3 protein-coding genes are annotated in these 15,263 nt (G+C 32.6%); all 3 read right to left on the reverse strand.

Going from position 1 to position 15,263, the window contains the following annotated elements:
• Nucleotides 1-8,519, reverse strand: an 8,519-nt coding sequence (locus ACOSP6_RS07070) for a SprB repeat-containing protein (protein WP_422095711.1), incomplete at its 3' end; no start/stop codon positions are given.
• A 3-nt stretch (nt 8,520-8,522) separates the two neighbouring features.
• Entirely contained in the window at nt 8,523-10,631 is a 2,109-nt protein-coding gene (locus ACOSP6_RS07075; RefSeq protein ID WP_422093712.1) for a hypothetical protein, read from the reverse strand.
• Nucleotides 10,621-15,240 carry a hypothetical protein gene (locus ACOSP6_RS07080; protein WP_422093711.1) on the reverse strand — a complete coding sequence of 1,540 codons (4,620 nt, stop codon included), beginning with the start codon at nt 15,238-15,240 and terminating at the stop codon, nt 10,621-10,623. The genes ACOSP6_RS07075 and ACOSP6_RS07080 overlap by 11 nt, the downstream gene beginning before the upstream one ends.
• Between the last annotated feature and the right edge of the window lie 23 nt (nt 15,241-15,263).

Consider the following 15,263-nt stretch of genomic DNA (forward strand, 5'->3'; position numbering starts at 1 on the left):
ACTTCAACTTTGATAGAACCATTTGATAATTCAAAGCCACTTAAGTTAACAACTTCTTCATTTGATAATTCTAAAACAGCAGGTTGATCTATTGTAACACTAAATTCATCATTTGATAATGAATCTAATGCCAAACAATTATTTACATCTCTTACTTGGAATGTATAATTTCCGCTCAATAAATCACTAACAACGACATTGTTTCCTGAAATAGTATTCCAATCTGAATAACTTGCTGTTGTTCTATATCTATATTCATAATCTCCGCTTCCTCCTTGAACTGAAATTTGGAAATTACCATCACTAAATCCAAAACAACTTACATCATTCTTTGAAACATTAACTTTTAATTCTTCTGGTTGTGATACTATGAAAATCGAACTCTTTTCTTGAATTCCCTCTGCATTGCTCACAATTACATAATATTCTCCAGCAGGAATATTCTTGAGCTGTTTTTCGGTTCCAATTAATTGGTCATTCGAGGCATTAAACCATTGGTAAGAATTACCTCCAACACCTCCAACAGTAATGACATCTAAAATAGCATTGGAAGAATTGTAACATTTAATCTCCTGAAGTTGTGTAATAGAAACTAAAATCTCTCCAGGATTTGCTAAGTTATATGTCTCATTAATTACACAATTCGTAGCATCAGTAACAACGATGGTATAAGTTCCTTCTCCTAAATTCTCAATTCTATCTACAGTTAAACTACTTGTCTGATTAGAGATTACAGTTCCAATTTCATCTGTCCATAGATAATTGTATGGTGCAACACCTCCTGTTATTTCTACTTCAATAACTCCATCGTTAACAATATCTGATGAAGGACGATCTAATTTTACACTAATAATATCATATTTAGCAGGTTGTTGAATCTCAACATTTTGTTGAATTTCACAACCGTTCAGATCTGAAATAGTAACACTATAATTTCCTGAAGTTAAATTCTCTAATCTATTTATATTATCAGTAGTATGGTTCCAACTATAGGTGTAAGGAGCAACTCCTCCATTAACCGTTATTTCAAGGAAACCATTATTTCCGTTATAACAAGTAACATCTGACGTTTGAACATCCGTAATCTCTAATTTTAATGGTTGCGTTAAATTGTACTCAACAATCGCTTCATTTCCATTAGCATCAATAACTCTAACCTCGTAAACATCAGAATTAATATTCTCTAAAACATTATTATTACCTATTATTAGAGAATTTCCTTTAACTCTCCATTCGAAAGTATAAGGAGCAACTCCACCACTTACATCGGCAAATAAATTACCTGTATTTCCATTACATAAAATAGATGATGTTTCTTGAACATTAACTTCTAATAAATCTGGTTGAGTAATTGTATACTCTTTTGTTAGAGAACATGAATTACCATCAGAAAGTGTAAGTTCATAAACTCCCGCACTTAAGTTTTCAATTACATTTGAACTTCCGATAATTGAAGATTCTCCCTGCACTCTCCACTCATAAGTATAATCTGGAGTACCACCAACGACATCAATAGATATACTACCATTATTGGTTTCAAATCCAGTCAAATTAATTACCGTTTCATTTGCTAAACTTAAGGCTGCTGCAGGCTCTGTTATTGTAAAACTTTGAGAAATCTCGCATAAATTCTTATCTCTTATCGTAACCTCATAAGTTCCCGCTATTAAATTTTCAATTTTATTGGTAGTTTCTCCATTATTCCAACTATAAGAATATGGTGGAATTCCTCCAATAATTGTTACATCAATAAATGCATCATTACCACCAAAACAAGAAACATTCTGTGACTGTACATCTGAAATCATTAAAGCCTCTGGTTCAACTACAGTATATTCTTTTATGGTTTCATTACCATTTGCATCTGATACTTTTAAAACATATGTATTACCTGATGTATTATCTAAAATGTTTGTTGAACTTAATACTGTAGTAGTATTTTTCACAGTCCATTCATAAGTATAAGGAGTTACTCCACCACTTACATTAGCAGTTAATTCTCCATTATCTCCATTACACAAAATAGATGTTGTTTCTTGAACATCAACTTCTAATAAATCAGGTTGAGTAACTGTATACTCTTTTATTAAAGAGCATGAATTACTATCAGAAAGAGTAAGTTCATAAACTCCTGCACTTAAGTTTTCTATTACATTTGAATTTCCTATAATTGAAGACTCCCCTTGAATTCTCCATTCATATGTATAATTAGGAGTTCCTCCAATAACGTTAACAGAAACACTACCATTATCTGTTTCAAAACCAGTTAAATTAACAACAGTATCGCTCGCTATTTTTAATGCTTCAGCAGGCTCTGTTATCGTAAAACTTTGAGAAATCTCACATAGATTCTTGTCTCGTATAGTTACTTCGTAATTTCCAGCAGTTAAATTTTCAATTCTAGAAGTTGTTGCTCCATGCTTCCAACTATATGAATATGGTTCTACTCCTCCAGATATTGTTACATCAATAAAGGCATCATTACCTTCAAAACAAGAAATATTCTGTGATTGAACATCTGCAATCGCTAATATTTCTGGTTCAACTACAGTATACTCTTTTACAGCCTCATTGTTATTAGCATCTGTAACCTTTATAACATAAGTAGCACCAATAGTATTCTCTAATATAGTAGTAGTACTTAAAACTGTAGCATCGTTCTTAAAAGTCCACTCATAAGTATATGGACCTACACCACCTGTTGCACTTGCTTTTAAAGTACCATTATCTCCATTACATAAAATAGTTAGCGTTTCTTGAACATCTACATCTAACAAAGATGGTTGAGTTACTAAAAATTCCTCAACAAAAGAACAAGAATTAGCATCGCTAACAGTTAATTCATAACGGTTAGCACTTAAATTATCAATTAAATTTGAATTTCCAATAACTGCTGTTTCTCCTTTAATTCTCCATTCATAAGAATAGTTTGGTGTACCTCCTAAGACATCTACAGAAATACTACCATTACCAGTTTCAAATCCAGTTAAATTAACCACAGAAATATTGGTTAAACTAATTCTAGAAGAAGGTTGAGAAATAGTAAAACTTTGAGTAAACTCACATAAATTTTTATCACGAATAGTTACTTCGTAAGTACCTTGTCTTAAATTTTCAATCCTTGAAGTTGTTTCTCCATGTTTCCAGCTATATGAATATGGAGCAATCCCACCACTAACTGTTAGATCAATAAAACCATCGTTTCCATCAAAACATGAAACATTTTGAGTCTGTACACTAGAAATTTCTAAAACTTCAGGTTCAAAAACAGTATACTCCGCGCTAGTTTCATTGCCATTTGAATCTATAACCTTAACAACATAAATATTACCAGATGTATTATTTAGGTTACTTGTTGAAGCTAAAACTGTTGTACTGTCTTTTACAAACCATTCATAATTATATGATGCAACTCCACCAATAACATTGGCAACTAAAGTACCATTATCACCGTTACATAAAATTGAAGTATTTTCTTGAATATCAACCTCTAATAAATCTGGCTGAGTAATGACGTAGTCTTCTACTAAAATACATGAGTTTATATCAGTAATTGTTACTTCATAATTACCAGCCGTTAAATCTTTAATTAAATTTGAATTGCCAATAACTGTAGCTTCTCCTTTAACTCTCCATTCGTAAGTATAATTTGGAGTTCCTCCATTGACATCGACAGAAATACTACCATTAGCCGTTTCGAAACCAGTAAGATTAACAACGGTCTCATTCACTATGCTTAATGCTTCTGCAGGTTCTGTTATTGTAAAACTTTGAGAAACCTCACATAAATTTTTATCTCTCACAGTAACTTCGTAAGTACCTGCAATTAAATTTTCAATTCTAGAGGTTGTTGCTCCGTGTTTCCAGCTATATGTATATGGTCCAACTCCGCCCGAAATAGTCAAATCGATAAAAGCATCATTACCATCAAAACATGAAACATTTTGAGATTGAACATCCGAAATCGTTAAAAGCTCAGGCTCGATAACTGTATATTCTTTTACTGCTTGGTTACCGTTTGTGTCTAGAACCTTAATCTCATATACACCAGCTCCAATTCCATTTAATGTTGTAGTTGTACTTAAAACATCAGTTGAGCCTTTTACAACCCATTCATAAGTGTATGGTGAAACTCCTCCAACTACACCTGTTGCTTCCAAATCAACAGTTTCATCTCCATTACAAAGTATACTTCCTGAAGCATTAACTGAACCAACAACTAGTAACTCTGGTTGGCTAATTGTATATTCTTTGATTAACGTACAAGAGTTATTATCAGTAATTGTAACCTCATAAATACCTGCTGCTCTATTTTCGATTAAATTTGTAGTTCCGATAACAGTTGATTCTCCCTTAACTCTCCACTCGTACGTATAATTTGGAGTTCCTCCGTCAACTGTAACAGAAATACTTCCGTTATTGGTTTCGAATCCTGTTAAATTAATAATGGTTTCATCGACAAAAGATAAAGGAGCAGTAGGTTGTTCCATTTTTATATCAGAAATTACTGATTCACATCCATTATCATCCTTCACAACAACTTTGTAATCCCCCTTTTTTAATCCGGCTACATCTTCTGATGAAGCACTAAAACTAACATTAAGAGCATTTGTCCATTCAAAGGTGTAAGGTGCTGTTCCTCCACTAACAGTTATATTTATATCTCCATCATTTCCATCAAAACAACTTACATCATTTTGAGAACTAATGGTAACACTCAAGCGAGGTGGTTCGGTTAAACTAAAATCTTTACTTGTTGAAGTACCTTTAACATCATTCACTACAACACGATAATTACCAGCTTTTAAACTCTGAATATTATCCAATTTTAAATTAGAACCATTTAATAAAGTCGTTGAAGTTCCTTCTACTTTATACCATTTATAATCAAAATCAGAAGGAGTAGAATTAAGAGGGTAACCTCCAGTTACTTGAGCGAAAAGTGCTCCAGTTTCATCTCCAAAACATAAAATATCATTAGTCTGTGTTATGGTTACAGAAAGTGGTAAAGGTTCTTTAACCTCAAAATCTTGAGTTATTTCACAATCATTTGCATCTTTAATAACTACGTTATATGTACTAGCCGGTAAATTTGCTATGTTTTGAGTTACTGCTAAAAAAGTAGGATCGAACTTATCCGTCCATTCGTATGTGTAAGGTGAAGTTCCACCATTAACTGCAATTTGAACTTCACCACTACTATCATTAATCACTTGATTATTGATTACAGTGAAGTTTGAAATTTCCAATTGAGAAGGCCTATTAATTGTTTCACTAACCGCGGTAGCTATCTCACAATTATTTGCATCTTTTACCCAAACATTGAATGTACCATCTGTTAAACCTGTAATTGTAGAATTCGATAAACTTGAAATTGGACTGTATGTTGTTTTATCATCAATCGAATAGTAATACGGAGAAGTACCTCCCGAAACATTCAACTTAATTTGACCATTGTCAAGAGCATTACATGTAATATCTTCTTTAGTTAAACTTAACTGAACTAACGTTGGTTCAGGTAAATTTTTAATTGCACTTGTAGCTGAAGTGAAGCCATCGCTAACTTCTACTTTATAATCACCAGTGATTCCAGTAAATGTAACTGAAGAAGCACCTGAAATCAATGTATTATTTCGATACCATTTATAAGTATAACTTTCTGAACCTCCCGTTGCATTGGCTCTAACGGTTCCGCTTGCACCATTACAATTAAGAGCCTGATCAATTGTTACATTAACTTCTAATTTATCTGGTTGATTTACTATAATATTTCCAGAAGTAGAAACACAATCATTAGCATCTTTTACCGTTGCAATATATGTTCCTGCTAATAAACCAGTAATAGTAGCTCCAGTATTTCCTATACTTGAACCATTCCTTGTCCATGTAACAGTGTATCCAGATGTTCCTCCAGAGATAGGTAATTGTATTTCACCAATATTACCGTTAAAAACAGTGTTGTGTTTAATTGTTGGTGTTCCTAAAGAAATTTCACTTGGTTCACTAATTCTTATAACTGAAGAAGGTTGCGATTTACATGATATTTGGTTTTTATCTCTAGCCACAAAACGATAACCAATCGTAGGACTAGCATCTAAACTAAATACATTACTAGACTGCCAAATCATACCTGTAGGTTTATATTCGGCATATTCATAAGTAACTCCTGTACGATTATTAATACTCACTGTAACAGTTGATTTTCCTCCATTACATTGAATTGCAGTTGCAGTTACATTTGTTACTGTAATTTCATCCGGTTCTGTTACTTCTATACTAGATTCTATTTTTGATCCTGACCTTGTATCAGTAACTGTTACTTTATAAGTTCCAGCTGCAACAGAAAACACTTTCTCTGTATTAGGTGCAACATTGGTAAACTCTTGAGGAATCATTCCTGATTTTTCAAGTTTTATTTTATAATTAGCATAACCACCAGTTATATTAGAAACTTTTATTTGCCCGTTACTACCATTACATGTAGCGTTAACAATGTTATATGTGAAATTAACAGGAGCAGGATCATTTAATATAGGAAGTGTAAACAAGTCAGAAGTACAACCTTTACTATCGGTATATCTAATTTTATGAGTCCCTTTAGGTAAACCACTAATAATTGTAGAAATAGTTCCACTAACTGTTCCAGTTAGAATTGTTGAATTGTTTCCATTTAAAAGTACTTCATAATTATATTGATTACCAGAAGGTGTTCCTCCACTAACACTATTAATTTTAATTGAACCATCGGTTCCGTTAGGACTCCCAGGATGAACTATGTCATTTGTATTAGAAGAAACTACGTGAGTGATTTTTGTTTTTGGAGCTAAATAAACATCTCTGCTTTGATTACTCTGATCTATACAACTATTAGTATCTCTAAGCCAAACTTTGGTTGTTCCCGCTGATAAACCAGTAATTATTGTTGAACTACTAAATGCTGAACTCCAAGTCGCTCTATTATCAATACTATATTGAAAACTATTTGAACCTCCAGAAGCGGTAATTTTAATCTTACCATCACTACCATTAAAACAGGTTACGTCTTGCTCCTTTGTTGCGGTTAAGAAGTTAACTTTCGGTGGAATTGTAATGGTAAAATCATATTGTAAAGTTCCATTATTACAATATGGGTTACCACTTGCTCCTGAAAGAACAATTCTATAATCACCTGCTTCAGGAAGTTCATTTCCGTTACTTGGATTCCAAGTATACTTATATTCGTTTGCAGAAACTTGGACTAAGGAAGATATATTAATATTATTTCCTATGGTTTCGTAAGTATAAGGAGGACTTGTTAATTTCTTTTTTAAATTAATGTTTAGTTTTTCAGTTGATAATAATTGTCTGGTAAAATAGATGACAAAATTATCAATTGGATCATATGAACATGTTGGAGAATCGAACGTTGGTTTTTTCGCAATTGGTGGTGGTTCTGGAGAAAACTGAAGCACTGCAATATTATCAGAGATATCACCTGTACCATTACAACCAGGATTTAATCTAATATTTATCTTTAATTTATTAAGCGCCTTAAATTGATCTTCAGTACTTGAATATAAATCACTTAATTTTAAATCTATTTCAGGTTGACCATCTTTACTAGGTATAGGTCGCCATAATTTTCTCTGATAATACTTTTCACCTGTAAAATTTTGAACGGCATTCCAAGCATCCACATATCTATCATACCACATTCTACAACCTGGAGATGGATCTCCAATTGGTCCTGGTAATGGAATTAAGTTTTTGCTGTTGGTATTTTTATCTTTTGTTACAACTTTATCCGATTGAACATTTTTCTTTTTATCAGTTTTAGTATTAGCAGCTCTAAAAATAGGGTCACCGCCTCCTCCATTAAAGTTTTCACAATCCTGCCAATCTCTGTAAGCATTATCTCTTGTGTTTAATAAAGTTTGATATTGAGAGGTAGTCGTTGTTACTGTATTTACAGGGTCATAAAACTCCCATTTATAAACCGTTGAAGGTGATGGATAAGTTTTAAACGTAGCTGCAATTTTAACCGAACCATTTTGACAAACTGTTCTAGTTAAACCAATATTATAATTATCAGGATATTTTAAGGAAGGTAAAGGGTAAACTGTTATTCTTGACCAACCTTGACGAATATTTCCAACATATATTTGATCCTTTTCAAATCGTTGCTCTTGACATGGAAGTGTAACACTTACTCTTTTTCTAGCTTCATTTCCGGAACGACAATCACCAATCCAAGTCTTATGTCTAGCACGAGTTAAATACTCTACTTGAACTACTGGGTTATCATGAGTAAAAGTATCTGTTAAATTATAGGACTTATTGATATAATAATCTATATCATGAATCTTCTTGGTAGTTCCATTTCTATAAATTAAAATAACCTCTCTTAAACCATTGATAGTACCACAAGACGAATGACCTTGAGAAATATATCCTGTGATATTTATTTTGTAGTTCTGAGATTGAACAGTGTTAAAACTAAAAAATAGTATTCCTAAAATAAATAGTATTTTTCTTTTCATAACTTAGTAATTGACGGTGATTTTTTTTAAGGGAGACTTTGATCCAGAATTAAAAACGGCTTGTAGCAAATACGTATATTTCGTATTAATTAATAATTCTCTATCAGTATAATTTTTGGTTTCAGCATTGAAAATTTTGTATAGTGTTGGTCTATTCTCAGCATCCGATTTATACAACACATATTCTCTAATACCCTTTGCATTGTAGCTCCAGTTTAAACGAATATATTTTGATTCTCTATTAACAATTCCGTTGAATCTTTTGATAGGTTCTTTAGCTTCATTATCGGATATCGAAATTTTCAAAGGTCTAATTGGTTCAGATTCTAAACCAGAATCATCAACTGTTATAACAGTATATAAATAGGTTTTACCTACTTGAACTGAAACATCTTCATATTTATTTATCGGTAGCGGCAACTCGCTAATTAACATCCAATCAGATTGAGTTCCTTGCTCTTTTCTATATAACAATGTAGCCCTGGCATCATCACTTGTACTACAAATCCAGTTTAATTTCACGTTCTTACTATTAGACTCAAAAGAGGTAAAAACAGGAGATGTTGGAGGCACAATATCTGGTCTTTTCAATTCTAAAACTTGCGAAAATTTTGATGGATTATAACGCTTATCGAAAGCTTGAACTTTGTAATACACCTTTTTATTCAAAGTTTTAATATTAATCGTATCGACAATTGAACTATTTGGAATCGGTTTAAAAGTAATCTGAGTGAATTCATCATTTTCTAAGTTCGCTCTAAAAACTCTATATCCCAAAAAATCAATTTCTGTATTCATTTTCCAATTAATTCTAACAACACCGGTAGAATCAATTGTTCCAGATAACGCTGCGGGAATTGCTGGAGGCGTATTATCATCTGGTTGAACCATTTTAGGAAAAGATTCTCTTTTACTTCCATCATAGCCGATTGCAACGATTTTATAGTAATTAATGGCTTGTAGGTTTGAAATATTTATACTTCTTAAGTTTTTAGCAATTGAAGGATTTACCAATAAATAATTACCTTTTGGTGTGTCTGATCGGTACAATTCAAACTTCTTTAACGTGTTTACTCCTTGCGAAGGAAACTCCCAATTTAAAGTTGCGCTTCCATTATCATTAAAAACTAAATCTGTAAGAAATGGATTATAAACTAACGGATCAATTCCTTTACCAGAAACAATGTTAGAAAAAGGTCCTTCAATTCCAAATGGTGAAATTCCTTTTATTCTATATTGGTAGGATTTGTTATTTGAAAATAGACTATCAACATACATCATTCTATTTGAAGGCTTCGATTCTTTTTCTCCAAGAGTTGTAATCGGAGTGTTTCCTAAATTATTAAATGTTTTACCATCGTCTTCAGACTTTTGAATTATGTAATTGGTATAGGTTCTTTTCAATATTTGAAAATTCCAACTTAAAATGGCCGTCTTATCTTTAAAAACTCCTACAAATTCTTGCGGTTTAGGAAGAGGCCTATAATTCATAGTTCCAAGAAAAACACCACCTTTCTTAATCTTGTAGTTTACCGTTTCTGGCAATGCTACTTTAATTGTATACAAATACTTTTCTCCTTCAACTATCGTATCATCTACAAAAGCTAAACCTGAGAATTTTGCAACTTCAAAATCCTGATCAGCAGCATAATAGGCAAATGTAAAACGTTGCTCGTACACTTGAGCTTGGTTTATAACACTCAATACTCCATTACCACCTTCATTCATGGTAACATCGAATTGATCGCCATATAACGCCTGCGCTGCAATGGCTGCATTCATGTTCTTTTCGGTAAACTCTTTCCACTCCATCATTGGTTTAGGTTTTAATGGAGTAGTTGTTAACAATTTAGTTGTAGGTTGTTTAAGAATTATACCGTCTTTAACAACAGTTCTTCTTTCAATGGTGTAACCGTATTTATTAGAATATTTCCATGCTGTTGGTGTAGTTACACCCCAACGGATTAAAATCTTATCCTTTGTTACCGTAGCCATAGCCTTCACTTCAGGAGGTAAATTTCCTATCTCTTTTTGTGCTTGTACCTTTGACAAATTAGTTAAACAAAAGAAAAGGATTAAAACAACAATAGTATTATAACTTCTATTCTTCATCTAAAGGATTTGTATATTTTACAATATTTTCTCTACCGATCTTCACTTGACCTGGTAAAATATATTTATAGGTTGTCTTATAATTATCTTTCCTCATGTAAGGGAAAACTTCAGTAACTATTTTACTGTACTGTGGATTCGTTTCCCATGGGTAATCTGATGTTACTAATTGGTAACTTAAATCTTCAAAATCCTGCAAGTAATAATGAGTTAAGTTATATCTATATGGATTACGAACATTGATTTCACCAGAATCTCCATTTTCTAAATACGTTAAGTACCAAGTCATTGGTTCCACTCCTTCTAGTGGAGGAACTCCTACTTTATCGGTTTCTCTTTGAACTTCAATCTGCTCGTCACCGAATTTAAAAGGATAGTTGTTATATAGTAATGGATAAATATCATTTCTATAATATCTATCTTCCATCGTTGCTCTAACCAGAACTAATGGTTTATTACCAGAATATTCGTTACCTACAAGTTCAACCAAATCAAATGCTTCTTGTTGTTCAATACCGTTTATTAAGGTTAAACCATAAGGTTCTTGAACGTGATCATATAACTCCTTATTCACACTCATATCATTCATTTTTTCTCTGAATGTACTATAGGTGCTCGTTTTAAAGTCGTATGTTAACAGATCTCTTTGTCCGTCTTTGGTTGCAGTTCCATCTAATTCTGTTGACTTTATTTCAGCTGTATTATCATCATCTCCTAAATCTCTCGACTTGTAGTTTGCTGAAACATTATTTCCTATATCAGTTGCTTCAGAAACTAACTGAATATTGATATTGTAATTACTATCAGATTTAATTGATTCTGGAATATCAAAAACAATTTGTTTATTCGCCGCGTTGTAGGTGAAAGCTTGTTTCATTTTCATTCCTGAGCTTTCAGTCATAAGCATTTCTTTGTCCCAATCAGGTACTGCATCAAATAAATAAGATTGACCTCTTTTTAAATTGATGTATCCTTTATCGTACTCATCAATAAAGAAATTTTGTTGCCCCAATACCGGATACATAAATTCTATATTCGTTAATGGAATGGTTTTAGGAGCATCGCCACTAGTAAAATTGACCTCTTTCGTTTCTAATGAAGGCTTCCCGTCTGATTTAATTACTTCCCAAGCTCCATTTTTAAACTCTTCGAAGTGTAATTGTACATAAGCCTTTAGTTTCGAATGAGGTGGTAAAATTTCATGAGAATAGAATGCTGCAACATCATTATTGTTACTCCATCTAACTTCTCCTACTATTTTCTCTCCGTTATTCGTAACAGAAAATTCATCTAATAATATTTTATATTTTCTATCACCAGTTTCATCAGGTAATTCGAAAATTTTATTGATTTGCATATTAAAAGATACCTGAGGTGCTGCAAAAACATCTACATCTGCACTTCCGTCTTTAGGAGTCATATCTCCAATTACTACAATTCCATCTAAAGGACTTCCTCCAATAATTTCACACTTCTCTCCTAGTTCAACTTTAAATCTAAACCTTCCTTTGATCAGTCCACCAAGTAAGTTAAATCTTCCTCCTAAGTATCCTCTAAACCAAGCTGGGTTAGGTAGTCGAGCTTGAAGTAATACTGCTCCACCACCACTTATAATTGGTATTTTTCTTTTAGATCCGAATAGTCTAAATGTTAAACCTAATTCTCCATGCAAGTAGGCATACGCCTGTCCGTTTGCGTACCAACCATTCATTCCAATTGGTTCAGATGATCCTTTACAGTGCGCATCACCATAATCTTTTAACATGATATCAAATCCAACACCTGCATCGAAACGAGCGTAGAAAATAAGGAAAGTTAAATCACCTGTAGAAACACTTAAACTAGCACCAAAGGCCAACCCTTTTCCAGATTCAAGCATGTTAAGGTCTCTCATGTAATCTAATTTGGATACATCTACACCTAAAATATCAGCAACTATTGCTGGAGGTGGTGGACTTCCTGGTAGATCATCTCCAACCATGAAGTAACTATCCATTTTAATTTTCAGAATTCCTAAATCAATTTTGATTCCTACCCTATCTTCAGGAGTACCAATCATTAAATGCCATTCATCCGGAGAAACGTAGAAATCTAACCAACCAGCTCTACCGTTTTCTCCAACTCCTTTTAAAATTCCAAAATTGATATAAATTTCTGAAGTAGAATGGAATATATCATTAACAAAATCAAAACCTATAAATACATTAGCAGAAATTGCTCCAGTTGGCTTCTGAGCTGGAATACCTTTTCCACCAGGATCAGCTATTGCAGTTAAATTACTATCAACAACATCTTGAAATTCTGGAGGTAAAGGAGCTATTAACTCTCCGAAACCTTTAAAATAAATTTCTTGTAGTCCTCCACTCTTCTTAAATGCCATACCAAACTCAACAGTTGCGTGGAATAAATCTTCAGAGTTCTGAGTAATAATACCAACAGATGCTTTCATACCAAAAGCATTGTCTTCATATGGTTCATAAATTACTCCTGAAGTAGAAGCTCCAATTTCATTAAACGCAGCATCCTGAACATTTGTATTACCCGCCATTTTCATTCGGTTATACACTCCTCCTCCAAATGCATTTAATGCAAACCCGGTAAATACAGGAATTCCATTTGGAATGGTAACTTTCGCATCTGCAAACCAATATCTAAAAGTATCTGTTCTACCAAATAAAGCTTTTGCCTCTACTTCCAATTTTAAACCTTTAGAAAATTTGGCTCCTACTGCACCTGCAAATCCAGTTCCGTATTTTGGATCTTCATCAAATATAAAAATCGAACCTTTTAACTCGGTTCCTGCAACTTCCATTTTGATGAATAGTTTTTCAAGATCTATACCATCAAACTTCCATTTGTTACCCGCTTCATCTAATTTTCCTTTAATAGCTAATTTAGAAGAACCTCCGTTACCTCCATCACCTTCAGACATTAGATTTACAGCTAAATCTATGACTAATTCAGCCTTATTACCAGTAGGTGTTTTTAAACCTATTTCGTTGATGGAGACAGGGAAATTGGCCAGTTGTAATTGACCTTCTATACCGAAGTATTCTACAGAAAATTTGGGAGATTCAGTTTGGAGTACCAATTTTTGGAACTTAATTCCTTTAAAATTAACTACACTTTTAGAAGGATCTGCAGGTTTATCATCTTTATTAAGACTTGAAGCAATACTCATGGATCCATTTAGACTTGCCTTGGGTCTAAAATTTCCATCAGTAACTTTCATTTCTACATACGAATCCTTTGTTAGTAGAACATCTGCTTTCCAAACATTGAATTGAATATCTTTTTCAGTTTCAACTCTTAACTTATATTCTCCTGGTTGAAAAACTGCATTATATTTTAAACTATCTAATTGAGAAACAGGTAAAACTAGTTTTCCTTTAAATTCTCCAGCTCTTAAATTATTAGTTTCAACATCTAATAAGAAATAATCTAGAGAAAAATCCCAACCTGAGGCATCACCTTCCTTTAAGCCTATTACATTTTCTCCTATAAATTTACCAGTAACTCCTTGTCCATCAATTATTAAATCTGTTGCTCCAAAAGCTACTCTTTCATCAGATTTTCCTTTTATTTTGAATTCGGGAGGTAAAATTACTTTTAGCGATTTTACATAAACACCTCTCCATAAATTAGGAGCTTCACTGTAATACTTACTTAGGTAACTACTAGGAGTCGCTGGATCGTTTCGTAAATCACTAAAATCAAAAACAGCGGTGTTTAATTTGAAAGTTGTTCCTTCTAAACCTTTCACACCAAATTCTGGTAATGAAATATTTACCACTAAATCATTCCAATCAGAAATGGATGTTTTAAAATCTGCTTCAACATAACCAATTTTCTTTTTCCCATTTTTATCTACAGGATATAATAAACCATTTGCAAACTTTAAATTGGCATCTAAACCCATTTCTTTAAAACCAGAACAATCGATAATTGCATATGTTCCTGGTTCTTCAAAACTTCCTTTAAGAGTTAATAAAACCGTACCACTATTAAAATTGACTGTAAATTGAGAAATTAATTGAAGTTTGGCATCCCCTATTATACCTCCTTCATGAGATAATTTCACATTAGAAGCTCCAAGAATTAAAACTTGCTCACCTCTTTGTTCATTTGTACTTGGTAATTCAACTTTAAGAAAAACAGTTAACTCAGTAAATGCTGGTTTAAAAACAGCTTTGGCTATACCTACAGTGTATTTAACATTACTAATACTTTCTGGTTTAATAGCAACAGGTAGTTCACTTAATCCATCCTTTGTTAAAACATCGATAAAATTACCTGTTTCTTCAATGGTTTTGAAAGTGTTCTCTGCCATATCCAACCATTTTTTGTTTATGATTGAATCTGCAGTATTAAATTTAAAACCTTGATCTGTAAAACTATATTGAGCCTTAGCATTTGATACTAAGGTATTTTCTAAACTTTCAAATTTATCTAAAGAAGAAAATTTACGTAAGGTTTTACTAGTGGTAATTCTAGTGTGCTTTAATACCGACTCTGCTGATAAACTATCTTTAGGATTTTTGGTTAATCCAAATACAGAAACGCTAATACAAAAAATCAGTAATAGACTCAGGGGTAATTTTAATTTCATATTCTTGTTAGTTGATTTTTGTT

The organism is Tenacibaculum sp. MEBiC06402 (genome assembly GCF_049239625.1).
GTDB lineage: Bacteria > Bacteroidota > Bacteroidia > Flavobacteriales > Flavobacteriaceae > Polaribacter.